This window comes from Vibrio sonorensis, assembly GCF_001854765.1.
Classification (GTDB): domain Bacteria; phylum Pseudomonadota; class Gammaproteobacteria; order Enterobacterales; family Vibrionaceae; genus Vibrio; species Vibrio sonorensis.
In genome coordinates, this window is record NZ_LJJE01000124.1 from 1 (window position 1) to 23,613 (window position 23,613).

Annotated in this window: 23 protein-coding genes and 1 pseudogene; 18 read left to right on the forward strand and 6 right to left on the reverse strand. The window is 43.7% G+C overall.

What is annotated here, in order from left to right; translation table 11 throughout:
* The coding region (locus BLO31_RS21745; RefSeq protein ID WP_217495154.1) for a hypothetical protein at window positions 1–1,173 on the reverse strand (1,173 nt) is incomplete at its 3' end.
* A gap of 1,320 nt (window positions 1,174–2,493) precedes the next feature.
* Window positions 2,494–4,313, reverse strand: a pseudogene (locus BLO31_RS21750) (MOSC N-terminal beta barrel domain-containing protein).
* 268 nt (window positions 4,314–4,581) lie between these two features.
* Between BLO31_RS21750 and BLO31_RS21755 the strand changes: the two are divergent.
* The 6 genes from BLO31_RS21755 (at window position 4,582) to BLO31_RS21780 (ending at window position 10,120) form a co-directional block, all read left to right on the forward strand.
* Complete coding sequence (locus BLO31_RS21755; protein WP_070971890.1) at window positions 4,582–4,746, forward strand: YqaE/Pmp3 family membrane protein; 165 nt, start codon at window positions 4,582–4,584, stop codon at window positions 4,744–4,746.
* A gap of 153 nt (window positions 4,747–4,899) precedes the next feature.
* Window positions 4,900–5,928, forward strand: coding sequence for a dihydroorotase (gene pyrC / locus BLO31_RS21760; RefSeq protein ID WP_070971892.1), 1,029 nt, complete (start codon window positions 4,900–4,902; stop codon window positions 5,926–5,928).
* 222 nt (window positions 5,929–6,150) lie between these two features.
* Window positions 6,151–6,846 (forward strand): response regulator, encoded by a 696-nt coding sequence (locus BLO31_RS21765; RefSeq protein WP_070971895.1) that lies wholly within the window; start codon window positions 6,151–6,153, stop codon window positions 6,844–6,846.
* The gene (gene creC, locus BLO31_RS21770) at window positions 6,843–8,285 is read left to right on the forward strand and encodes a two-component system sensor histidine kinase CreC (protein ID WP_070971898.1); all 1,443 of its coding nucleotides are present in this window, start codon (window positions 6,843–6,845) and stop codon (window positions 8,283–8,285) included. Before BLO31_RS21765 ends, creC begins: the two co-directional genes overlap by 4 nt.
* A gap of 74 nt (window positions 8,286–8,359) precedes the next feature.
* A complete protein-coding gene (gene creD / locus BLO31_RS21775; RefSeq protein WP_070971901.1) occupies window positions 8,360–9,706 on the forward strand; it encodes a cell envelope integrity protein CreD in 1,347 nt (448 codons plus the stop codon).
* A 123-nt stretch (window positions 9,707–9,829) separates the two neighbouring features.
* The gene (locus BLO31_RS21780) at window positions 9,830–10,120 is read left to right on the forward strand and encodes a ribosomal maturation YjgA family protein (RefSeq protein ID WP_245688560.1); all 291 of its coding nucleotides are present in this window, start codon (window positions 9,830–9,832) and stop codon (window positions 10,118–10,120) included.
* Between the two features lie 192 nt (window positions 10,121–10,312).
* On the opposite strand, the gene yghU is transcribed toward BLO31_RS21780, so the two are convergent.
* A complete protein-coding gene (yghU, locus tag BLO31_RS21785; protein ID WP_070971904.1) occupies window positions 10,313–11,170 on the reverse strand; it encodes a glutathione-dependent disulfide-bond oxidoreductase in 858 nt (285 codons plus the stop codon).
* A gap of 299 nt (window positions 11,171–11,469) precedes the next feature.
* On the opposite strand from yghU, the gene BLO31_RS21790 reads away from it, so the two are divergent.
* From BLO31_RS21790 to BLO31_RS21810, 5 genes are all read left to right on the forward strand, one after another.
* Entirely contained in the window at window positions 11,470–12,705 is a 1,236-nt protein-coding gene (locus tag BLO31_RS21790; RefSeq protein WP_070971906.1) for a GGDEF domain-containing protein, read from the forward strand.
* 373 nt (window positions 12,706–13,078) lie between these two features.
* Window positions 13,079–13,858, forward strand: a complete 780-nt coding sequence (locus tag BLO31_RS21795; protein WP_070972169.1) for an ion transporter — start codon at window positions 13,079–13,081, stop codon at window positions 13,856–13,858.
* 139 nt (window positions 13,859–13,997) lie between these two features.
* On the forward strand, window positions 13,998–14,303 hold the full coding sequence (locus tag BLO31_RS21800; RefSeq protein WP_070971909.1) for an antibiotic biosynthesis monooxygenase family protein: 306 nt from the start codon (window positions 13,998–14,000) through the stop codon (window positions 14,301–14,303).
* Window positions 14,304–14,312: 9 nt separating this feature from the next.
* Window positions 14,313–14,705, forward strand: coding sequence for an amino acid-binding protein (locus BLO31_RS21805; RefSeq protein WP_070971912.1), 393 nt, complete (start codon window positions 14,313–14,315; stop codon window positions 14,703–14,705).
* Complete coding sequence (locus tag BLO31_RS21810; RefSeq protein ID WP_245688551.1) at window positions 14,698–15,399, forward strand: ArsR/SmtB family transcription factor; 702 nt, start codon at window positions 14,698–14,700, stop codon at window positions 15,397–15,399. Before BLO31_RS21805 ends, BLO31_RS21810 begins: the two co-directional genes overlap by 8 nt.
* A gap of 191 nt (window positions 15,400–15,590) precedes the next feature.
* Here the strand turns inward: BLO31_RS21810 and BLO31_RS21815 are convergent, their stop codons facing one another.
* The 3 genes from BLO31_RS21815 to BLO31_RS21825 all read right to left on the reverse strand — a co-directional run bounded on the left by BLO31_RS21815 (window position 15,591) and on the right by BLO31_RS21825 (window position 16,932).
* Window positions 15,591–16,007 carry a type II toxin-antitoxin system HicB family antitoxin gene (locus tag BLO31_RS21815; RefSeq protein ID WP_070971918.1) on the reverse strand — a complete coding sequence of 139 codons (417 nt, stop codon included), beginning with the start codon at window positions 16,005–16,007 and terminating at the stop codon, window positions 15,591–15,593.
* A gap of 52 nt (window positions 16,008–16,059) precedes the next feature.
* Complete coding sequence (locus BLO31_RS21820; protein WP_245688552.1) at window positions 16,060–16,248, reverse strand: type II toxin-antitoxin system HicA family toxin; 189 nt, start codon at window positions 16,246–16,248, stop codon at window positions 16,060–16,062.
* A 483-nt stretch (window positions 16,249–16,731) separates the two neighbouring features.
* Entirely contained in the window at window positions 16,732–16,932 is a 201-nt protein-coding gene (locus tag BLO31_RS21825) for a restriction endonuclease subunit S domain-containing protein (RefSeq protein ID WP_070971921.1), read from the reverse strand.
* Between the two features lie 395 nt (window positions 16,933–17,327).
* Between BLO31_RS21825 and BLO31_RS21830 the strand changes: the two genes are divergently transcribed.
* From BLO31_RS21830 to BLO31_RS23345, 7 genes are read left to right on the forward strand one after another with little or no spacing between them, the layout of a single operon-like run.
* Complete coding sequence (locus tag BLO31_RS21830; protein WP_070971924.1) at window positions 17,328–18,284, forward strand: AAA family ATPase; 957 nt, start codon at window positions 17,328–17,330, stop codon at window positions 18,282–18,284.
* Window positions 18,285–18,293: 9 nt separating this feature from the next.
* Entirely contained in the window at window positions 18,294–19,235 is a 942-nt protein-coding gene (locus BLO31_RS21835) for a DUF58 domain-containing protein (protein WP_070971927.1), read from the forward strand.
* Entirely contained in the window at window positions 19,228–19,704 is a 477-nt protein-coding gene (locus tag BLO31_RS21840) for a DUF4381 domain-containing protein (RefSeq protein WP_070971930.1), read from the forward strand. Before BLO31_RS21835 ends, BLO31_RS21840 begins: the two co-directional genes overlap by 8 nt.
* Window positions 19,697–20,665 carry a vWA domain-containing protein gene (locus BLO31_RS21845; RefSeq protein WP_070971934.1) on the forward strand — a complete coding sequence of 323 codons (969 nt, stop codon included), beginning with the start codon at window positions 19,697–19,699 and terminating at the stop codon, window positions 20,663–20,665. The genes BLO31_RS21840 and BLO31_RS21845 overlap by 8 nt, the downstream gene beginning before the upstream one ends.
* Entirely contained in the window at window positions 20,658–22,478 is a 1,821-nt protein-coding gene (locus BLO31_RS21850; RefSeq protein WP_070971937.1) for a vWA domain-containing protein, read from the forward strand. Before BLO31_RS21845 ends, BLO31_RS21850 begins: the two co-directional genes overlap by 8 nt.
* A gap of 8 nt (window positions 22,479–22,486) precedes the next feature.
* Window positions 22,487–23,035, forward strand: coding sequence for a BatD family protein (locus BLO31_RS23340; protein WP_175443271.1), 549 nt, complete (start codon window positions 22,487–22,489; stop codon window positions 23,033–23,035).
* Window positions 23,005–23,595 carry a BatD family protein gene (locus BLO31_RS23345; RefSeq protein ID WP_175443272.1) on the forward strand — a complete coding sequence of 197 codons (591 nt, stop codon included), beginning with the start codon at window positions 23,005–23,007 and terminating at the stop codon, window positions 23,593–23,595. Before BLO31_RS23340 ends, BLO31_RS23345 begins: the two co-directional genes overlap by 31 nt.
* Window positions 23,596–23,613 lie beyond the last annotated feature (18 nt).

Sequence of the window (23,613 nt, forward strand, 5' to 3'; positions counted from 1 at the left end):
ATCGACAACCTCTACTACAAGGTTGCCATCTGGCGTGGTGATGTTTCCACCGTCCGGATCCGTCAGTGGCTTACCACCATTGTCATTGTCATCAGTAATAGCTTCTCCAGAATCAGGGACAACGAGAATACCGTCAGGGTTAATTCCAATTTGAGGGATGTCTTCATTTATGGTCACGTTGCCATTTTCGTCAACACTCACTGTAAGGTCGCGTTCAGTGTCATTACCGTCAGGTGTGTACACGTCAACAATCACGTTTCCTACAATATCCGTCGTTACGCCGCCATTCTCATCGACATGGGGTTTAAGCAGCTCTCCGTTACCAGTGAAAACCAGTTCACCATTTCCATCTACGACGTAGCCATTTTCATCAATCAACACCGGAGGTAGTGGTTCTACGGTGACGCTACCGTCCGGGTTGATGATGAGTTCGCCTTTTTCACCAGTCTTATCGCTGGTGTCCGGATCAACGATATCTACAATGATATTGCCGTCCGGCGAACTGACGTTGTTATCATTCTCGTCTACCAATGGAACCAGTGCGTTGCCATTTTCATCGGTGATCAGTTTTCCATCACCGCCAAATATCATCTCGTCTGGCGAGATTAAAAAGCTGGGTGGCTTTCCGGAAAACCCTGATTCTTGACTATATGTATTAAGTCTTTCACTAAAGAGCGTACCGTCGAGATTATAAATATCTACGACTAACGCGCCATCTGTATCGAATATCAGGTCATCATTAGAATCGAGAGATGGTTTGGTCAATTTACCTGCGTTGGTCGTAATTCGGCTGCCATCAAGGTTGACTAAATAGCCATCTTTATCAAATAACGGAAAACTTACAGGGAAAAGGTCATATTCTCCGTTTTCATTAGTGATTGGGTTGTTTTCGTCATCAACTAACAACATCCCATACTCATTAGTAAAGACACCGTTATCTAGTATTTTTACTAAGACGTTGCCGATTACGTCTTTGATCAAGCTTCCCGTTTCTGAAAGTACAGGTTCTGTTGTCTGCGTATAGAGGGTTTGATAATTATTTGTTATCGGTTGATCATCAGTAAATGGGGTATTAGCTTGTGCGCTAAAAACATCCGAGCCATCGTCATTACACCCCGTTACGCCAATGGTCAAAACCGCGGAAATTAATACCGCTAGTTTGTTCTTCTTCATAATATAGCAATCCAGTTATTGTGTTTTATGCCAGAGTTAATCGGCCGCTTCTCCATCCAACATTCAATATCCAGCTGTTTTGTAAAATTAATAAGTCGAATAAAAGCGAAATAAAAAGTCAAAACAGGTTCTATTTGCAATGGATAAGAAAACAGCCAGACAATCCACTAATCATGCTATATCCATATAAAATAAATTCTCATAACAGAATTTTATACAGAAGATCTAGTAAGCCTAAAATTACAAATAATTGTAAATAATAAATATAGAAAACGAATAATAATAACGAAGATAAAGTAAACAAAGTTTTAAGAAAAACAAATAAAAAGCAAAAAATACTAATTTTAATAAAATATTTTCTCATTCGAAAAACACTATACATAAATTAAATAGACACGAACCTCGTCAAAAATTGAACAGTGATCAATTTAATTTCACCCATACACAATTAAATTGCAATCAAACCATCACAACAATTAAAATAAACAGTGATTTAACATCAACTTAATTAGGAAATAACTTGATAATATAGTCTTTATCTATAACAAAATTGGAATAATTTCAGTCAGAAATGATTAAATTAAAATTAGCCTAAATAGAAGGATGTTTAATTTTTGTTATGTGATGTCTTAAATCGGGCTACTTTCAATGCTAAGGGAGAGCAAATTTTCCAATGGGCATGGTAAAAGGTAATGGAAAGTATAACTACCCATATCATTTTTGATGGCACTAACAATGGGGACCGTTCAAACATTGGGTACTTCGTCGAGACGCTGATATTGAACCCGGGGAGAGTACACAGGCTGTAGGACTAGCCTAGAGTTTATATCAACAGTATAGGTTTCAACATACTGATTCCAAACTCATGCAAATCAGTTTGAGTGAAAGCTGCATTTCACTCTTGTCCGATAATGATCTAACATAGTCGCATCAACACCAAAAACTATAATCGTACCTTGGTAGTGGATATAGAAATCAATTATGGGTGACTTTACGACATAAAAATAGGGCTAAACCACTTTAGCCCTATCCTCGTTGCAAAATGTTCAGTCTAACATCAGAATATCCGACAATGCTGTAGGCATCATAGTCACTTGGTGGAACTTCGAGCGTGCAAGTCGCTCGTTTCAAGTGAAACACCAAAAGCTATACCAGACGCATAAAACAGAATGAACATCATATGCATGTGATGTATGAATAATGATACGAAAAGAAACACTAGGTAGTCGGTAAGGCTCCATCATAAAAGTTACTTACCGATATCTAGCATCACTTGTCCCCGCAAAGTTCTAAACTTTCGCTACTTTTTAGTCTAAAGGTTTATTGGGCTACCACATCCAGATCAGTTTTAGGTACACAACAGCAAGCGAGCACAACGCCCATGTTTTGCTCTTCATCCGTCAGTGCGGGTACATCAGGCTGATGTACTACTCCTGATTCAACCGTGACCTTACAAGCACCACATAGTCCTGCGCGGCAACTATTGGCAATCGCAACACCCGCATTTTCGGCTTGCTCTAGTAAGGTGCTTTGATTGTCACCTTCGAACACTTGGCCATTCACGCTAAGTTGCAATGCTTTATGAGGATCAACACTAATCACACCTACACCAAATGCTTCTTGATGATAACAGGATTCAGGTAACCCCATTTTCAGCATAAGATTTTTGGCCTTTTTCATGAAGCCATCTGGGCCACACACAAATACCATTCGCTTATCTAAATCTTGTATTTGCTTAAGGTGAGAAAGTGACACTCTGCCTTGTAATCCAAACCAATCTAGCGGCGCGTCCGTCAATGAATATATGACTTTTAGGCCTTTGTGTTGGTCGTTGAGTCGCTCTATTTCTTCTCGGCATGGAATATCAGCTCAGTGCGACACTGGTGATAAAAAACAACATCCTTGATTTGGTCGTGATCTGAAAGATAGCGAAGCATAGAGAGCATAGGCGTAACACCGCTGCCTGCTGACATCAGTAAGATTGGCTGTTCATCACAATCGACCAAATGAAAACTGCCATCGGGGTATGTGGCCGCTAGTGTATCGCCAATCTGCAAATGGCTGTTTAACCAGTTGGAAACTCGACCACCATTAATCTGCTTAACAGAAATTGCCAATCTTCCCGGTCGGCTAGGACTAGAGGAAAGTGTATAGCGGCGCGCGACTTCCTCTCCATCAATATCTACGCTTATCGGTAAGTGCTGACCCGGCAAATAGCTTGGCAGCTCTCCTTTAACTGGCTCAAACCAAAAAGTAACAAAATCTCGTGCTATCTCTTCGCGCTCTACACATGTAAGCGCTAGCGCTTGAGGAGAGTTATCGACGTAAAACTCTTTTTCTTTGTATTCCAGTACTTCAACTTTGTCCCCTTGTCGAATCATACCTTCGTTACGTGCAATAAGGTTTTGTCCAAAGAAAACACCACCTCGCTCGTTGGCCCTAAATTCAGATAAGGTTTTCAATGGCTCTTTGCTTGGTCTGAAAGCGCCCTTTTCCACATCAACCGTCGTCAAAATACATCTTTCACACGGCTTTACGGCTTCAAACTCTACTTCACCAATACGAATACGTTTCCAACTGTCTTCACCAAATGGTTCAGTACCGCTTACAACCAAATTGGTTCGAAACTGATCCATAGAATGTGTTTCACTGCTGCGTCGATTCAGTTCTTGTAATGACGCTTCACTTATCACCAGTACGGGATACCCATCGGCAAAGCTCACATTGCTTCCCACTTTCTTGCGAATTCGATTGGATTGTTCTCCGGAATACAGCAGTTCTACTCGTTTCCCTAACACGCGACTAAACCAATCATCGGCATCATCGGTGGTAGTGTAAGCGGCAAAGTTGTCTTTCCAGACCTGAGCAGGTGTTTCTTGCATTTTGAAGTCAGCATAACGGATTCGCAGCGCAGGTAAGCCTTCCGCTGTAAACATCACACCATCAGGCATAAGACTAGACTTAACCTTCACCATTTGCGGGTATTTTCGAGCAGTGATCATAGAGCCGTCGGCCAGAGCCAACATAAAACGACGGTCAAATGTTAGGCCTTGTTTTTCAACCCAACTGGTAGATAAAGAGAGTCCACCAACGGATTTCACCGGATAGACATTAATTTGCGACAGTTTCGGGGATGACATTGCTATTCCTTTTTATAATTTGAAGTATCGACTTCTGTCCCACCGAACTGAGTTTAGTGTAGGAAATAGATAAGTGAGACTTATAATTGGCTATCTTTGAAGATAGGTTTTCGTTTTGTCTCTAACAGTTCAATGGAAGCGAAACTATGATAAACCTTGTTTGTCATAGAACAAAGTTAATTAAACTGTCGTTTATTCTGTATGCCTTAGAAACGGATACTGTTTTTAGATAACTTTTAAGGTTTTAACCGCGAGGAAACTTTTAAATATGGACAATAAACTCATACTTATTCTACTAAGCATCTTTATCCCGCCCGTCGCTGTATTTTTGGATAAAGGTCTAGGTCGGGACTTTATCATCAACTTGATACTCACCTTGATTTTCTTTTTACCGGGAATGGTGCACGCGCTATACGTCACGCTTAAAAAATAACTAAGTCACTCATTCCTGACTAAATAGAGAAAAAAGGGATGAAAGTAAACGGGTTTTCTACTATCATCCTGTCGCCTAAGCGTAAGCGTTTGCGCGAAAGTAAACCTTCTCGCTTAGGCTCCAATCAGATTGTAACTATGGTGGGAGCCTGCAATGACAACTCTTAATATCACTCGTCCTGACGACTGGCACGTTCATCTTCGCGATGGTGAAGTACTAACCGACACTGTTCGCGATATCAGCCGCTACAACGGCCGCGCACTAATCATGCCAAACACGGTTCCACCGGTCACCACTACAGAGCTTGCTCTTGACTATTACGATCGCATTATGGCAGCTAAGCCTCGCGAAGGTTTTGCTCCACAGATGGCTCTTTACCTGACCGACAATACAACTCCGGAAGAAATTCGCAAAGCCAAGGCTTCTGGCAAAGTCGTTGCAGCAAAACTTTACCCTGCTGGTGCGACAACCAACTCTGATTCCGGTGTCACTTCGGTTCAAAAGGTATACCCTGCTCTCAAAGCTATGCAGGAAGAAGGGCTACTGCTTTTAATCCACGGTGAAGTAACAACGCACGACGTTGACATCTTTGACCGTGAGAAAAAGTTCCTTAATACAGTAATGAAGCCTATCGTGTCTGATTTCCCAGATCTCAAGATCGTCATGGAACACATCACCACTAGTGACGCTGTTGAGTTTGTAAATAGCTGCGGTGAAAACGTGGCGGCGACCATCACTGTTCACCACTTACTTTACAACCGCAACCATATGTTGGTTGGCGGTATCAAACCTCACTTCTACTGCCTACCAATCCTTAAGCGCGGTTCACACCAACAAGCGTTAATTGGCGCGGCAACGAGCGGTAGTAAGAAGTTCTTCTTAGGCACGGATTCTGCGCCTCACGCAAAAGGTGCAAAAGAGTCGGCATGTGGTTGTGCTGGTTCATATACTGCGCACGCTTCACTAGAGCTGTACGCTGAAGTCTTCGACCTAGAAGGTAAACTGGAAAACTTAGAAGCCTTTGCTTCTCACAATGGACCAGATTTCTACGGTTTACCGCGCAATGAAGAAACGGTAACACTGTACAAAGAAGAGTGGTCTGTACCAGAAACCATGCCATTCGGTTCTGACATTGTTGTGCCAATCCGTGCCGGTGAAACCGTTGCGTGGAAAGTAAAATAACCACTGTTTTAAAATCGTATTCTACAGCCGCTGATATCAGCGGCTTTTTTGTCCCTTGTTATATAGCACTCAACTTTTTTAATAAACCTATGAATGTTATAGAGATAGCACCAATTATCACTGGTTAGCTTTGCCAATACCTACTCAATTCGTTAGCCTATGTAATGGGTTTGCCCAAGCCATTAATCTGGTGTGACTACGCGAATTTAAGAGAATTTAACCGTGAGCGAAAAAGTAACCATAGCTGTTATTGAAGATGAGCCGGCAATAGCCGAAAACCTTATTCATGTACTGGAAGTGGGTGGCTTTCATGTTGAGTGGTTTACCACCGCAGGGGAGGGGCTCGCTTATCTACAACAACATCCCGTTGCCCTATTGATTTTAGATATAGGCCTGCCTGACGGCAATGGTTTTGAGTTATGCAAGACGATTCGTGAGTTTTCCACCATTCCTATTATCTTTCTAACTGCCCGCAGCGATGAAATTGATCGCGTGGTCGGATTAGAAATAGGCGCAGACGACTACGTGACCAAGCCATTTAGTCCTCGTGAAATGTTGGCAAGGGTAAAACTGCGCATTAAATCTCGCCCGGTAACTCAAACCCACTCCCCAGCAAATTGTTACGCCGAAAATGTGTTAGTCGCTCAGAACTTTGATTACAGCTTTGATGGTCAAGAATTAGGGTTAACAGCGGTTGAATTTAAGATCCTTCAAAAGCTGATTTCTGCTTCATCTCAAGTTCTGAGCCGTGAGCAATTAATGTGCGCTGCAGACATGGCGATTGAAGCTGTCTATGAACGCAATATCGACTCTCATATCAAAGCCATTCGCAACAAATTAAAACCTTTTGGTTTGTCCGAAAGAGTATGCACTAAGCGCGGCTTCGGATACTTCTACGACGCTAAGGCGGACCAATGAATCGTTGGCCTAAAATACCTCTCGGCTTAAGACTGTTTTTCCTCTACTCAGTATTAGTTGGAATGACGGCTTACATGGTGAGTAGAACCGTTGTCCAAGAGCTAAAACCGACGGTTAGGCAAACCACCGAAGAAACCTTAGTTGATATGGCAAACCTGCTAGCCGTATTAGCCGAAGAGGAAGTGCTCAAAGGGCAGATTTCCGAAAGTCGCTTTCAGCAAATATTAACGTCTTACGGTCAACGCGAGCCACAAGCACGGATTTATGAAATTGGCAAAAAGTCCATAAACCATCGAATCTACATCGCCGACAAAAACGGGATTGTCGTGGCCGACTCTTGGCAAAAAGACATTGGTGCTGACTACTCTCAATGGAATGACGTGTACCTAACGTTGCGCGGTCAATACGGCGCGAGAAGTACTACCGAAGACCCAAACGATCCGTTGTCCACCGTAATGCACGTTGCCGCCCCTATTTACCATCAAGGCGAAATTATTGGCAGTGTCACCGTTGCCAAGTCTAACCGCTCCGTTCAGCCTTTTATCGACCTATCCAAGCGCAATGTTATCTTCTGGATGATTTTAATGAGTGGCCTTGTTTTGATCGCCGGCGCTCTTTTTGCTTGGCGGATACACTCAGCACTACACAAGTTAGAAAACTACGCCACTAAAATGGGTGAAGGTGAAAAGGTCGTTAAGCCCACTTTTCGAATCTTCTATGAATATGGGACTCTTAGCGATGCCCTCGAAAAAATGCGCAATCAGCTCGACGGTAAACAGTACGTCGAAGAATACGTACAGACTTTAACTCATGAGCTCAAAAGTCCCCTATCGGCCATAAAAGGCGCGAGTGAAATTTTGCAAATGCCTTTGCCCGAAGAAAAAGTAACTCGATTTGCTAGTAATATCGAGCGGGAAAGCGATCGCATGCAGTCACTCATCGATAAACTCTTACAACTTGCCAGATTGGAAAAACGGCTAGAACTGGAAGTACTTGAGAAGGTTTCTGTCGACGCCATTATCAACCAAGTGATTCAGGCTTCCGATTCTAGGTTGGTCGCCAAAGACGTGTTATGTCGTCTGCAGTCCAATGACAACCACGTCGTACTTGGCGATGCGTTTTTGCTAAAACAAGGGCTATTTAACTTGATGGACAACGCTTTGGACTTTGTTTATCCCCAAGGGGAAATCCAATGGCTAGTGGAAGTCTCGGGGGAGACTACTCTAATATCCATTTTTAATACTGGCCCTTCGATACCGGATTATGCGATGCCTAGATTAACAGAGCGGTTCTATTCTTTAGGAAGAGAAAATGGCGTCAAAAGCACGGGTCTTGGACTTAACTTCGTCGAGCAAGTTGTCAAACTTCACAATGGTTCATTAGGCATCGAAAACCTTAAAAATGGTGTAAAAGTAACCCTAACTTTGCCTGCTCCATAAAAACTCCACATTAGCTCCATTTGTTCTCCAAATTGCTGATTTAAATTAACCGAATCAGATTATGGAGAATCAAAATGAAAAAACTGTTAAAAAACCGGCTGGGCGTAAAGTTCGCTTTTGTACTTTTCCTATTTGTACTGCTACAAATACCCACTGCTATGATTAGCGATTTGATCTCCGAGCGCTCCTATCGACAAGAGAGCGTGATCGAAGATATCGCCCGCAGTAGCAGTGGGGAGCAACGCATTGTTGGCCCTATTCTCATTGCACACTACTCAGAGACAAAAATTGAAGACGGAAAAGACGTTCGCAAAGACTATCGCCGATTCTTCTTACCTAAAACATTTGGAGCAAAAGCGCATTTAGACAGTTTCGAAAAATACCGAGGAATTTATCACGCTAGGTTGTACAAGGCGCAAACATCGCTATCCGGTTCATTTGACCTTAGCGAGCTTGGGTTCCTCAAGGATTTTGATATTGAAGAGGTGAGTCTGATTGTTGGTATACAAGATAGCCGAGGGTTAATTAGACTTGATGAAATGACCTTAAACGGAAAAAAGCTCGTACTCTCTCCCGGTACAGGCCTAACACCACTGCCACAGGGTTTCCACAGCAAAATCCAAATCGAGAACTTTGATTCGACCCAACCAGTACATTTTAACCTTAACTTTTTGCTACAGGGCATGGGCCGACTGAATGTTACCCCTATTGGTGACCGCACCAGTGTTGAAATTTCATCTTCTTGGCCTCATCCAAGTTTTGTCGGGGACTACCTCCCTATTTCAACGGAAGTAAATGAGTCAGGCTTTGTAGCTAAATGGTCTAGCAATAATTTCTCCACCAATATCTCGTCCCATGTTCAAAGCTGTTTATCCAATGAAAGCTCCTGTTTTCACCATGATGAAAGACAAATGGGCGTCACGCTGATTGAACCAGTAGACCACTATTTAAAGTCTCACCGAGCAATCAATTATTCACTTTTGGTCATTACTCTCGTGTTTGCTAGTTTCTTTTTCTTGGAACTGTTTCAAGCCCGTCCGGTGCACCCAGTGCAATACGGTTTTGTCGGCATAGCATTAGCGCTTTTTTACCTTATGCTAATTTCTATGAGCGAGCATATAGGTTTTAACTGGGCATATTCCTTATCGGCCATTTCTTCAACGCTCCTTCTAAGCACTTATGTGGGTGGTATGTTAAGCAGTACAAAACAAGGTGCTATTTTCGGTATAAGCCTTATGACACTTTACGCCATCTTGTTTGGGCTCCTTCAAGCAGAAAGCTATGCCCTATTGATGGGGACACTACTGTGCTTCGCAATTCTGAGCCTAGTGATGACGTTAACCCGTCGCGTCAATTGGTATGACAGAAATAAAACCCAGCAAACCGTTGAGACAGACGAGGTTGAAAATGAACATCAGTAAAGATCTCAATTTGTTCGGGCTCCAAGGCGAAAGTCAGAAACGTCCGTCTTCAACTTGGTTTAAGTTTTCTTCATCTAACTTAATCAAAAGTCTTGTGTGCTTATGCGGCTAATATTCATTGCCATGTTTGTTAATGATAGTTTCATACGGCCATTTTTTGGAGACGTTCTAGTTGTCATCTGGCTCTTTTACACCTTGGCCACTTTGGTCTCTATTAACAGGCTATATTTGATCATCGCAGCGGTCGCGATCGCATACTTAGTAGAACTAAGCCAATACTTTCAGCTAACTCAGTTACTTGGGGTTGAAGCGCAGTCACTACTGTATGTTGTTTTAGGCGCGACGTTCGATTGGCTAGACCTCATCGCTTATTCAATTGGCGGTCTATTTTGCTGGGGAGTAGAAAGGCAATGATGCTTCAACGCAAAGTGATACCCAAAGACGAATACTGTAAAAATAGTTGCCGTCGTTACTTGAGAAAAAGGATAAGAAAGGGATTGTTAGAACGCGTATTCCTATGGTCAATATCAAACAAACGAACACATCATCCTACAAAGTGAAACAAGCCGGATTTTACATCCGGCTTTATCTATAACGAGTTTCCGCTTAAGGTTTTAGCGCTAACACCTTATCTATGTCTTCTGCACTATGTCGATTAGGAACTTGTTCCCAATCTTCTCCCCAGGTTCGGTTAACCACACGACCTCGTTGCACAGCTTCACGTTCAAAGATTGCCTTAGCCCAACGTTGAACGTGTTTGTAACTCCCGGTATCTAAGAATTCTGCAGCATCATAGGCAAGGCCAAGCGCGAGATTACCGTACCAAGGCCAAATAGCCATATCTGCAATAGTGTACTCTTCACCGGCGATATAGGTGTTATTAGCTAGCTGCTTGTCGAGTACATCTAACTGTCGTTTTGCTTCCATGGCAAAGCGGTTAATCGGATATTCAAACTTCTCCGGCGCATAAGCATAGAAATGACCAAAGCCACCACCGAGATATGGTGCTGAACCTTGCAACCAGAATAGCCAGTTCATAACTTCGGTCTTCTTGGCCACGTCTGAAGGGAGGAAGTGACCGAACTTTTCAGCCAAGTAAAACAAAATATTGCCCGACTCAAACACGCGTTGTGGCGTTTCCTGAGAATGGTCAGACAGGGCTGGGATCTTGGAGTTTGGGTTTACTTCGACAAAACCACTGGAAAATTGATCCCCTTCACCAATTTTAATCAAGTGAGCGTCGTATTCTGCTTCTGTTACGCCAAGAGCCAAAAGCTCCTCTAGCATGATTGTTACTTTTTGACCGTTTGGTGTAGCAAGTGAATACAATTGGATCGGATGCTCACCGACCGGTAACTCTTGTTGATGTCGAGCGCCTGAATCCGGACGGTTAATGCTCGCCCATTGGCCGCCATTCTCTTCATCCATAGTCCAAACTTTTGGTGGTACGTATTCGTTCGTCATCCTGTTTTTCCTTTTTCTAATTAGTGCCAACATTACTGGATAGCAACATAACCAGATATTTAGGCGAAAAATTTCACTTAAAAGGTCAAAACTCAATTTTTGTTAGAACCAATGGTTATGTAGCACACTAACTTTTGTATAAGGCCTAGACAGAAACCGTTCTTCCCAGAAGCTATGTTTAAATAAATACGCTCGGGACTGGATAAATTCCACTAATGATACTTTTATTAAACAGAATACTCTGCACTGTCCTAGACTTAGTGAAGTGACACTGAGCGAGGCGCTCTATGGAAGTACCAATGGATATAGCGACCCTATCGATAATTTCAGTTATCTTGGCATTTACCTATTCGTTAGGTTTGATGCTATTGCACTTTATTAACAAAAATTATTCCGGTTTATTGATCCTATCGGCTTCGCTGTCTGTACTCGGCATTGGCTTCCTTGTGCTCGCCTTTGGAAACACTATCTCCCTTTGGGTTTCTAAAGTGCTCGCCAACGGACTCATCGCCTATGGTTTTGTTTTATTGGTTCAAGGGTTAGGTCAGTTCAGACGGTGTGCAGTGCGTTATCACCACATCGCTTATATTTCCCTTATCGCGACAATCGTTGGCCTTTGTTACTTCACCTTTTTCCACGTATCCACCGACATTCGCATTATTTTGATTAGCGGTCATATCGTTCTTTGTTTGGCGCTTTGCGTTTTGATCAACAGCCGCGGTCAACAAAAAGACAATACTATCGCTTTGATGATCCTTACTGTCGGTCTGTTTATTCAAGGTCTGTATATGCTCTATCGAATAGCGTGGACCATGGGAACCCCCGGCATTCCCGACTTTATGCAAGCGGGTATTGTTCAGCAACTCGCGTTTATCGCTATCATTTTAATGATCGTATTAATCGGTTTTTCCATCACTTGGATTATTACCTCGCGCCTTGTTACTACTATATACAACACCTCTATTGAAGATACGCTGACACGGCTCTACAACCGAAGGGCTATGGAAGAGTTTGTTCCCAAAGATATGGCACGAGCAATACGTCACCGAGAAAATTTGTCTGTTGTGTTGTTAGACATCGACAACTTTAAAGCCATCAACGATACATACGGCCATCAGGTAGGTGATAGCGTGCTAAAAACCATTGCTCGAATTGTCCGCCACGAAACTCGTAAGGAAGATTCCTGCTTTAGATACGGCGGAGAAGAGTTTTTGGTATTGCTGCCCACAACCAATACTGAACAAGCGGTCGTTGTAGCAGAGAAGCTACGCAAAACGATCAAGCGCTCTAACATCCTACCGACCTCTTCTCAGGATTGCACCGCGAGTTTTGGTGTTGCCAGTTATACCAACGAGACAAATTGGCAGGAACTGGTAGAGAAAGCCGACAAAGCGCTATACAACGCAAAAATGACCGGTAGGAATACGGTGAGTATCTACACCGACGCACTGCTCAAAGGTAAGACTCAAACCATTGGAAGCCAAGCGCCTAAATCTACTGAGATACCACCCGACGGTCTCACTCAGCACAAGTAAAGTTAGCGATTGTTAACTGAGCAAACGCAGGTACCAGTTAATCTCGCCATAGGCAATTAAGTCAAAGATGGTGAAAAAGATTGCGGTGATGACCACCAGCTTAACAAGTTTTTTTACTATCAACATATCCACTCCATATCGTGCTCCAGCAGTGTATGTATTTTTAGATGTTAAGCAAATTAATGATTGTTAAAAGGCGTAAAGCGCAAGATAAGCTCGCAAATCGTTCTGGGGTGGCAAAGACTCAGTTTTACTAGATAAATCTTAGATTTCATTAATCTTTAATTAATTGAAATATCATACCTTTCTATTCAAGCACGCCAATTTAACCGTATTTGGCGGTTCCTAACCTATTACTATGCGCATTGTTATCATGGATACTTCACTTGTCACTAACACCGGGCAGAGCGAATCTCTAGAGTCGTTTGGGCCTTTTCAACTCTTTACTTTAGTGCTTTCAATCTACGTATTGGTGGCACTGTTGGTGGAAAGTATTTTCGACTTATCTCCAGAGGTAGTGGAAGTACTGCATATCGTCGACACCCTCGTATGTATGGTGTTTCTCACGGATTTTTGCATACGTTTCAAGCAAGCAGACAATAAGCTTCAGTTTATGAAATGGGGTTGGATCGACCTAATCTCTAGTATTCCGCTTCTCGACAATTTCCGCTATAGCCGAATTGTAAGAGTTATCAAAGTGCTGCGGATCTTGCGCGCTCTGCGCTCAATAAAAATCATCCTCTCTTATGTGTTTGAGAAACGTATGTATGGCACGTTTTCTCTCGTCTCGATTGTTTCCATACTTATCGCGATTTTTGGCGCTATTGCCGTTTTGCAGTTTGAGAGGGGCGTCGATGGCTCTAATATCCACAACGCACATGATGCGCTCTGGTGGGCATTTGTCACCATTACTACTGTCGGTTATGGCGACTTATATCCCGTCACTTATGAAGGCCGAATTATTGCGGTCATTCTAATGACTGCCGGAGTTGGTCTATTCGGGACCTTTACCGGTTTTGTTTCCACTTGGTTTGTAGAAGATGAAAAAAGCCACAAGGGCAAACCTCTGGTATCTGAACTAAAAGACGAAGTAAGCGAACTCAAACAAGAGATTTCCGATTTAAAGACGCTTTTACAAAAGCAAATAAACTAGGCATTCGGGCTTATTAAGCTTGTCGTGCTAACGCCGACCTAACGTCATTCGGCATCCATATTTCGGCTTCAAGCGAAGTATCGGTTTTTGCTATTAGCTATAGTCCCTTTCGAAGTTAAGTCAGATAGAAAGGACAAAAATGATAGCCGTATTATTTGAGGCAATGGCCGTAGCAGATAAAAAAGATCGCTATTTTCAGTTGGCAGAACAGCTAAAGCCGCTTCTTATCACAGTTGATGGTTTTGTATCAATCGAACGGTTCCAGAGCACAACGGACCCAAATAAATTTATCTCGTTATCTTGGTGGAGTGATGAGAAAGCGATAAAAGTCTGGAAAGAAAATGTACATCATATGCTTGCACAGAACGAAGGAAAAAAATCTATTTTTTCTTGGTACAAGATTAACGTTTTAACTTCTACTCGCGAATATCGTTCACAATCATAGGGAAAGTACATGTACGACATAAATGTAATTTTAGATAATACCCCCGGAGAGTTGGCTCGGTTCGGAGAAGTATTGGGGAAAAATGGAATAGGACTCGAAGGTGGTGGCGTATTTACTTATAACAATCAAAGCCATGCACACTTTTTGGTCAAGGACGGAGAAAAAGCGCGAAAAGTTCTAAGCAGCCATAGCTTTGAAGTGCAAAGTGTAAGTACTCCACTGATACGAAAACTGAAACAAGATCAACTTGGCCAGTTAGGCGCGATTGCCAAAGCGTTAGCAGAACAAGGGGTGAACATTATTGTTCAATACAGTGACCACGATAATCAGTTGATACTGGTAACAGATAACTATAGATTAGCTGACCTAGCCACTTCTGATTGGGCAGTCAAAGTTGAGTAAGCAAAACAAAGCTTCTTTAGAGTCACAATCCTATAATCAGGAAAACGAGATGGCGGCCTTAGCGGCTGCCATGTCAGACTCTTCTAGAATGAAAATACTATGCGCATTGATGGACGGCAAAGCGTGGACAGCCACCGAACTCAGCGCAATAGCTGAAGTTGCCGCATCCACAACCAGCTCGCATCTATCTCGCTTGTTAAAAGCGAATTTAGTGACCTGCATATCTCAAGGACGTCATCGATATTTTCGCCTATACGACCATAGGATTGCGTCATTGTTAGAGAATATGATGGGAGTAACCTTTCAGGTAAACAATTCGTCTCGTTCAAAAGTACCGAAAGAACTACGCCAAGCGCGAACATGTTATGACCACTTGGCTGGGGAAGTCGCCGTAAAGCTATATGACTCTTTTGTGCAAAACAACTGGATTAATAAGGATGGCCACAACCTTACAACACTAGGAAAAGAGAAGTTTTTGCAACTTGGTATTAGTTTAGAAAACAAAACCAAGCGCAAAGTATGTTGTCCTTGTTTAGATTGGAGCGAACGGCAATATCACATAGGTGGTAACTTAGGAGCCGCTTTGCTTAACTACTTTGAAAACAAGCGCTGGATTAACCGAATATCGGGATACCGGGAAGTTGTTATTACCAAAGAAGGCTACGAGGCATTAAGCAAACACTTTTTGATTTAACGGCCAATATTTTCAGTCACACTATAAATTGAATTAACACAGCTGCGGTGAGTGTTTGTCTAATTTGTTTGCAAACCGTATGCCTTTTGATTCTATAGAAATACACGTTCACATTGTCGGTGTAGCCTTTATGAATACGTGCTTTCTCATTGTTGTTTTGGGGAAAAGGGCATATGAGAAACCTTAGTCTATTACACGCCGGAGGCTTTGCTTAACTCGTGAAGGGCTGCAACTTGCAAAAAATGTGAACGGCTTTTGTATTCTGTGCTTACCTCGACACAGTTATCTATTTGCTTAGTAAGCAAATTAGGTAAAGTTACGTTAATTTTACTGGCTTTGCCCATATATGGTTCAATATCTACCACAATGACGGCCCACGCCCATCCTTGGTATTCTTTCATCTGCTGACAGTCGGCCAATGAACTGGCTTCGGGAGGGAGTTTCCCGCTTTCTGCCAGATCTTCCAAATAAAAATTAGCGGCTTCTTGAGCGTTGATTAACGCCTCGTCTAATGAATCTCCAGCTGAAAAACAGCCCGGTAAATCGGGGAATACGACGCCATAGGCTTCGTGGCCTTCTCCGGTTTCTATCGCAATTGGATACAACATACTTGCTTGCCCTTTTTTCATGTTTGGTATGGTGACGTGTGTTAATACGGGTTTAAAGCCCTGCCTGTTTCTTAATTTTCAGCACCAATCCTTTCGGTAAATCCTTTTTCGGGTGGGGAATGATTAGGGTTTCTTCAGAGTTTAGATGCCTGAACTTGTGGTGGCTACCTCGGCTACTTACTTGCTCCCAACCTTTCTTTTTTAGCTGCTTAATTAATTCTGCACTTTTCACTTCACTCACTGCCACTCTTTTCGGAGTTATAATAACCCTTTAAATTCCAATTGCGCAAGAAGTCCAACTCCAATAATTCCAAACAAGCTATAAACTGAGCTTTCCTGCATCGTTTCTTATGACACATTAGCTGGAAACATGTTTTATGCATGTTGGCTTATTCAAGGTTTCAATGGATCTTCAACTTGCTCTAGCTTATTTCAAAGGGAATAAATAGAGGATGTGTGCTTTCTTGTCATCAGCTGACATAACAATGATTGTACTAATTAGACTTGGTGTCCAAAACGGATGTTATGAACCATATTAGTATTGAGAGAAGCACTCGGATATTAAACGGCTAAGTGACAAAAACTGCCTTATGTGGAACATTTATCCGTCGCGTTACTGTATGACAGATCGACACTTAGTCACTACCGTTGAAAATTGGGCAATAAAAAAGGTTGGACAAACCAACCTTCATATAAAACTGTAGCGCAGCTAAGACTCTAGAGATTAGTGAATTGGCGCATCCGTTTTTGCGTAGAACTTGCCAAAGTACTGCTCTAGTATTTCTGGAGTTAGTTTCCCTTCTGCTTCCAACTTTTTAAGCTCTGCGGCAATCGCTTTTTGCTCTTCAATTGAAGGCAGGGCAACTTCTGGCTCATCGCCAGCTTCTTGTGACAAGATTTCCAGTTCTTTTTCGAAATCGCTCATAATACAACTCACCTAAATATAACAATCTGCGGCTAAGTTTACCTAGTTCCTTGCCGTTATACCACTGTCAAAGTAGGTTTGTTTCTCCGCGATGTTTAACTTGATAACCGCACTAAATAGCCAAATTCTATCGATTACACCTTGGCTTTTGACGGCTAACTTTTAACCACAACGTCAATAAAATCAAAGCGCAATCTAAGATTTTTCGTAAATTTTGCATTCTCCCTAAAAAAACCGCTACGTGCCTCTTGCAAGTCGATTTTCACTGCTCCATATTTCTAGCATTCAGATACACAACTAGGTATTCGAGTAAACACGAGTTGTGGCAAAGGCTTGGATTGCACCAATTAACGAGTGCAATTTAGCAAGCAGACAAAAAATAGCGGATAAGTTAGATGACCTCTCAGGTTTTTAAACAGTTACAAACACATTTAGAAAGTCAGGTAATCGGCCAGCAAGAGTTGGTTAAACAGTTACTGGTGGCCCTATTGGCCGATGGGCATATATTGGTAGAAGGTCCACCCGGGTTAGCCAAGACTAGAGCGGTTAAATCCCTAGCCGATTGCATAGAGGGGGAGTTCCACCGTGTTCAATTTACTCCTGATCTACTGCCCGCTGATCTCACTGGCACCGATATTTACCGCCCTGAAACGGGCGAGTTTCAATTTCAGGCTGGACCTATTTTTCACTCTCTATTGCTTGCTGACGAAATCAACCGCGCTCCGGCTAAAGTTCAAGCTGCAATGCTGGAAGCTATGGCTGAAAAGCAAATCACCGCGGGTCGTCATACCTATCCACTGCCTGAGCTGTTTTTAGTCATGGCAACACAAAACCCCATTGAGCAAGAAGGTACTTACCCTCTTCCAGAAGCTCAGTTAGACCGTTTTTTACTGCACTTGGATGTGGACTACCCTGACGAGCAAAGCGAACTTGCTATTTTGCGTTTAAATAGAGGGGAAGCTCAGGGCCATCAAACTCAACAACCCATTACTATTAGCCAAAAAGAGATTTTCGCAGCGCGCCAAGAGGTACTCAATGTACATATGGCCGAGCCAATCGAGCAGTACTTGGTTAGGCTTATCATGGCGACGCGTGCCCCACAAGACTACGATAGCGAATTGGCACAATGGCTCGCTATGGGTGTTAGCCCTCGTGCAACAATTGCATTAGACCGATGCGCCCGCGCTCACGCTTGGCTCGAAGGTAGAGATTATGTTAGCCCTGACGACATTCAAAAGATGATTTTTCCAGTGATGCGTCATCGCCTTTTATTGAGTTACCAAGCGCAAGCACAGGGTATTACATCAAGCCAAGTCATTGACCGACTGCTTACTTTGGTCGGTAGCGCGTAAAGAATCATCATGACTGTAATGACGGATTCAGCACTGCCCCTTAACGCTAACGGCGTGACATTGTCACTTAATGAGCTTATCGCCTACAAACAGCAGTCGATCCCTTGGATGCCACCTGCGGGAAATGTATGGTCATCATTGAGTGGTCGGCATCAAAGCCGTCGCTTAGGTAAAGGCATGGATTTTTCGGAAGTTCGTCAATACCAAGCCGGAGACGACGTTCGCTCAATCGATTGGCGCGTGACGGCCAGAACTGGTAAACCTCACACCAAATTGTTTAGTGAAGAGAAGCAGTCTCCTGTTTTGGTTTATATCGACTTTAGAAAGAGCATGCGTTTTGGCTCGTCTTTACTTTTAAAATCGGTGCAAGCGTCTCACCTTGCAGCCATGCTCTGTTGGGTAGCGGTGAAGCAAGGCGACCGCGTTGGCGCAGTGATCAATACGGGGCAAAAACTTATCGACCTTAAGCCAACGGGTGGAAATCGCGGCGCATTAAAACTGATTCAGCAATTGGTAGAACAACACAATTCCCTTTTCACTGGCGCTGAATCAAAGGATGTCATCACCAATGAAGAAGCGCTGCAAACGCTTTGCCAATTATGCCCAAAGGGCAGTGATCTAGTGTTGATCAGTGACTTCCTAGACATCAGCAACGCTCACAGTGTTTGGCTGCACCAACTTAGCCAGCATAATCGGGTGAAAATGGCGCATATTTCCGATCCCCTTGAACTAGGACAAACAGACTATCGCGGCACAGAAAAAGTCAGCAATGGCGAATCTACCCGTTGGTTTAACTTTGGCTCCTCATCAAGTAGGAAACGGATCAAACAAGAATTTACCTCTCACCAGAATAATCTCGAACAGTTGGCCATGGATCATGCAATTGCATGGGCAAGTCTTTCTTGTGGTCAAACGTTGATAAAACAATTAAACGGAATGAATAATGAGTGAACAAAATACGTCAGGTCTATTGCCTATTTTAGATATACAGCTGCCGGAACTGCCCTCTTGGCTTCCCTTAGCATGGGGATGGTGGGCGTCTGCAGGTGGAGTAGTCGTTGCCCTACTGTTGGTAGTGTTCCTCATTAAACGTCATAAGAAAAAACAAGCGGCAAAGAAAACGGCGTTGCGTTTATTACGTAGCAACGAGCAACCTGCTGGTGCGATAGAGCTTGTTCGTCAGGCCGCCCTTTGTTACTTCCCGCGCGAGCAGATCGCTGGGTTAACTGGTGAAAGGTGGTACGCGTTCTTAGACGATCAATATGGCGAACCACTGTTTCAACCTAATGCAGATAGCTGGCATCAGGTTCTTTACAGCAAAACTAAACCGCATAATGGTGAAGAGTTAGTTGAACATTGCGCTCTTTGGGTAGAACAAGCTTTACCGCCTAAACGTCGTCGGAGAAGGAAGGTTGCCTGATTTCACTTTTGTCTGGTGGTGGGCGTTTTTTCTTATTCCACTGCCTCTGCTGGCTTACTTTCTGCTACCAGCAGAAAAATCAGACCAAGCACTATATTTACCTTATCTCCCCGATGAGGAGGTAAACCACCCGCCGTCGAACAAATTGCCACGCGTATTGGCCATTATTGTTTGGCTGGGGCTAATCGCGGCGATAGCGCGACCGGTTTCTTATGGTGACCCAATTATTGAGCCGACAATGCACCGCGACATGATGCTTGTTGTCGACCTTTCCGGCTCGATGGCCCAAGAAGATATGAAAGTTGGCGATGACTATACCGACAGGTTAACCGCGGTAAAAAAGGTAGTCGGTGACTTTATCTCCGAGCGACAGGGAGACAGGCTTGGCCTTGTTCTCTTTGCTGACCACGCCTATCTGCAAACACCGCTTACCACGGATCTCAACGCGGTTTCTGCACAACTCAACCGCACCGTGTTGGAGTTGATTGGATCGCGCACGGCAATAGGTGAAGGTATTGGCCTAGCCACAAAAACGTTTATCGATAGTGATGCGCCACAAAGAGTGATGATTTTGCTCAGTGACGGCTCTAATACCTCTGGTGTTTTGGAGCCCTTGGAAGCGGCCAAAATCGCATCTGAACACGGTACGACGATTTATACGGTTGGCTTAGGTGCGGGGGAAATGCAAGTGCGCAGTTTCTTTTCAACCCGCACGGTCAACACGGCCAAAGACCTTGACGAAAAGACGCTCACCGCCATTGCTGAAATGACAGGTGGACAGTATTTTCGGGCAAGAGATCCACAGCAACTAGAGCAAATTTATCAAACCATTAATCAATTGGAGCCAATCTCAAAATCGACTCAGGTTTGGCGACCGCGCTTTGAATGGTTTTATTGGCCGTTATCCATCAGTTTTATATCTGTGTTGATACTTGTGATCGTCAGGAGGAACAATGGCTGACTTTCATTTTATGTACCCGAATTGGTGGTGGGCTTTGCCCGCCGCCATTTTAATACTACTTTGGGTTAACCGCAGCCGTCGGGGGCAGGGTTTGATAGCACCCCATATCCGTCAGCAGTTGGGGTTGAAAAGCAAGGAAGTTAGTCAGCGACTAACACTATTCCAATGCGTTATTGCTTTTGTTGCCGTGTTTGCTTTAGCTGGTCCCAGTATGCAAAAACAGGAGATCCCTCTCTTTCAAAGTGATAATGCTCGTGTTCTGGTTCTTGATATGTCCCTATCAATGTATGCACAGGACATCAAGCCCGACCGACTTTCCCAGCTCAAATTCAAGTCACTGGACCTTTTAAAACAGTGGCAAGACGGACAAACTGGATTGGTGGTCTATGCTGCTGACGCCTATTCACTTAGCCCGCTAACAAGAGACAGTAATACATTGGCGGGAATTGTGCCTACTCTCTCACCAGATCTTATGCCCTACCCTGGCGCAAATGCCGCTGCGGGAGTGCAACAAGCGATTGAACTGCTCACGTCGTCAGGTCGCCAAAATGGTCATATTGTTTTACTGAGCGATGATATTAGCCAACAAGAGAGCAAAGACATTCAATCCATACTTTCTGGAACCAACTGGAAGTTATCTATCTTGGCGATCGGAACCTCTTCTGGAGCGCCTATACCACTGAATAATGGCGTGATGCTTAAGCAAAGTAACGGTTCTACCGCCATTGCGAAAACCGATTTTTCTGCCATGCAATCTTTGGCACTAAGCACTGGTGGCAGCTTCGTTACGGTGCAACCAGATAACAGTGACGTTGATGCTCTAGCAAATCTTACCAATCGAGCCCGCAACGAAGCGACGGACGCAAATCAGCAAGCGTCACTATTTATTAATCAAGGCTATTGGCTATTGGGATTGCTTATTCTTCCCGCTCTGACCTTGTTTAGAAAAGGCGTGCTATTTAGTTTAGTGTTGGCGGGTGCAATGTTTGTTCCTTCAGAGCCTACTTATGCCAACCCGTTCAAAACTCAAGATCAACAGGCGTATCAGTTGTTTGAACAAAAGAAGTACCAAGAGGCAGCCGAGCTATTTAGCTCGCCTGAGTGGCAAGGCGCTGCGCATTATCGCGCTGGAAACTATGAGTCTGCTATTCAAGCCTTTAAGCAATCAGATTCTGTAGAGAGTTTGTACAACTTAGGTAATGCCTATGCCCAGAACGGGAATCTAGAAAAAGCCGCAGAAGTCTACCAACGTGTCTTAGAACGCGATCCTAGTGATAGCGCGGCAAAGAGCAATCTGGATATTGTGCTTCAGGAAATCAACAAGCAACAGAAACAGCAACAGCAACAGCAACAGCAACAGCAACAGCAACAGCAACAGCAACAGCAACAGCAACAGCAACAGCAACAGCAACAGCAACAGCAACAGCAACAGAATTCTTCGAACCAGAACCAACAAGGTCAAGCGCAAGATGCTCAAAATGAGCAACAAAATGCTCAATCTACCAATCAAGAGCCATCGCCTGAACAGCAATCCGGTCAAGACCAGACTGAAGCGCAAGGTGCAGAGCCCCAAAGCGAAGACGAGGCGATAGAAAAACTAGCCCGTTCTACAGAAAAGAGCGATGAAGAAAACAGTAACCATGAAGCAAAGCTGCAAAGTGCTACCGCACAGAGCGAAAAGTCCGATAAGGACCCTTCACTTAAAAAGCTCGAACAAGTTGAAACTGCAAGAGATCCTAGCGCATTGATTCGCGCTCAGTTGCTATTGCAAGCGCAGCAGCGACCTGCGCCAGAAACCGAACAAAAATGGTAAGCCACGTAATGAAAAGAAACCTGAAAAATTACTTCGTTCTCTTAACCTTGTGGCTGATACCCACACTTTCCATGGCTGCGACAATTACGGCAACTGTGAGCAAAACAAGTGTAACCAAGAACGAAGTCTTTCAACTGCGAATCGTAGCTGATGAAAAACTAGATTCAGAAGATATCGACTTTAGCGGGTTGGAATCTGATTTTTATGTCAGTCGCCCGAGCTTTGGTAGCTCTATCAACATTATCAACGGAACACGAACCAACCGAAGTGAGTGGAATGTGTCCCTCGCGGCACTGAGAATCGGAACTCTGACTATTCCATCTTTCGATATTGATGGTTCCAAAACTCAGCCGATTAAAATCAAAGTGGCTTTAAACGCTCAAGCGCCGACATCGGATGATTTAGTAGAATTTCAAAGCCAGCTAAGTACCAAAACGCTCTACCCGCAACAAAGTGCCCGTTTATCTTCTCGTTTAATCATCAAAGGCGATCCAAGACGACTACAGAACCTAAAATCGCCCCTCCAGTGGCAAACGGGCTTTCAGTCGAGCTATTAGGAGAACCGAAGCAGTATCAAAGTGTACTTGATGGACTTGAAGTGACCGTGGTGGACCAAGACTATCTCATTAGCACCATTAACGCCGGACGATTCGAACTTACTGCTCCATCGTTTACAGGTACGTTTATTCACGGTGATAGACGCACGGGTAGCACCCAAATTGTCGATGCAAACACGCAAGGCAAACGCTATCAAATCGAAGTAAAACCGATTCCTGAAAACTACTCAGGCCAATGGTTACCTGCTGATAAACTACAGATGCATCAAACGTGGGAGACCAGCGAAGGCGTGACACTCGGCGGTGACAAACGCCACCAAGTGAAACTCGGAGATTCCTTGACGCGTACCATAGTGTTAACTATTTCAGGCTTAACACAAACGCAGTTTCCGGATTTAAGCCTAGATGTGCCAAGTTCAGTACGCTCCTATCCAGAAAAACCGCAATACGCGACTAACCCCGATGGCAGCATATCCATGACCATTAAACAGGTCGTGCTTCCCGGAACAGAGGGAGACTTAACCATTCAGGGGCTCAATTTGCTTGGTGGAACGCAATAGTAGGTAGGCAAGAGACAG

Excerpts from the sequence above, each read along its gene's own strand:
- BLO31_RS21815 (WP_070971918.1), bottom strand. The coding sequence starts at position 16,007 with ATGTTGTATCCAATTGCGATAGAAACCGGAGAAGGCCACGAAGCCTAT.
- BLO31_RS21790 (WP_070971906.1), top strand. The coding sequence starts at position 11,470 with ATGGATATAGCGACCCTATCGATAATTTCAGTTATCTTGGCATTTACC.
- BLO31_RS21795 (WP_070972169.1), top strand. The coding sequence starts at position 13,079 with ATGGATACTTCACTTGTCACTAACACCGGGCAGAGCGAATCTCTAGAG.
- BLO31_RS21800 (WP_070971909.1), top strand. The coding sequence starts at position 13,998 with ATGATAGCCGTATTATTTGAGGCAATGGCCGTAGCAGATAAAAAAGAT.
- BLO31_RS21825 (WP_070971921.1), bottom strand. The coding sequence starts at position 16,932 with ATGAGCGATTTCGAAAAAGAACTGGAAATCTTGTCACAAGAAGCTGGC.
- BLO31_RS23340 (WP_175443271.1), top strand. The coding sequence starts at position 22,487 with ATGAAAAGAAACCTGAAAAATTACTTCGTTCTCTTAACCTTGTGGCTG.
- BLO31_RS21840 (WP_070971930.1), top strand. The coding sequence starts at position 19,228 with ATGAGTGAACAAAATACGTCAGGTCTATTGCCTATTTTAGATATACAG.
- BLO31_RS21805 (WP_070971912.1), top strand. The coding sequence starts at position 14,313 with ATGTACGACATAAATGTAATTTTAGATAATACCCCCGGAGAGTTGGCT.
- BLO31_RS21780 (WP_245688560.1), top strand. The coding sequence starts at position 9,830 with ATGTTTGTTAATGATAGTTTCATACGGCCATTTTTTGGAGACGTTCTA.
- BLO31_RS21755 (WP_070971890.1), top strand. The coding sequence starts at position 4,582 with ATGGACAATAAACTCATACTTATTCTACTAAGCATCTTTATCCCGCCC.
- creD (WP_070971901.1), top strand. The coding sequence starts at position 8,360 with ATGAAAAAACTGTTAAAAAACCGGCTGGGCGTAAAGTTCGCTTTTGTA.
- creC (WP_070971898.1), top strand. The coding sequence starts at position 6,843 with ATGAATCGTTGGCCTAAAATACCTCTCGGCTTAAGACTGTTTTTCCTC.
- BLO31_RS21830 (WP_070971924.1), top strand. The coding sequence starts at position 17,328 with ATGACCTCTCAGGTTTTTAAACAGTTACAAACACATTTAGAAAGTCAG.
- BLO31_RS21835 (WP_070971927.1), top strand. The coding sequence starts at position 18,294 with ATGACTGTAATGACGGATTCAGCACTGCCCCTTAACGCTAACGGCGTG.
- BLO31_RS21850 (WP_070971937.1), top strand. The coding sequence starts at position 20,658 with ATGGCTGACTTTCATTTTATGTACCCGAATTGGTGGTGGGCTTTGCCC.
- yghU (WP_070971904.1), bottom strand. The coding sequence starts at position 11,170 with ATGACGAACGAATACGTACCACCAAAAGTTTGGACTATGGATGAAGAG.
- pyrC (WP_070971892.1), top strand. The coding sequence starts at position 4,900 with ATGACAACTCTTAATATCACTCGTCCTGACGACTGGCACGTTCATCTT.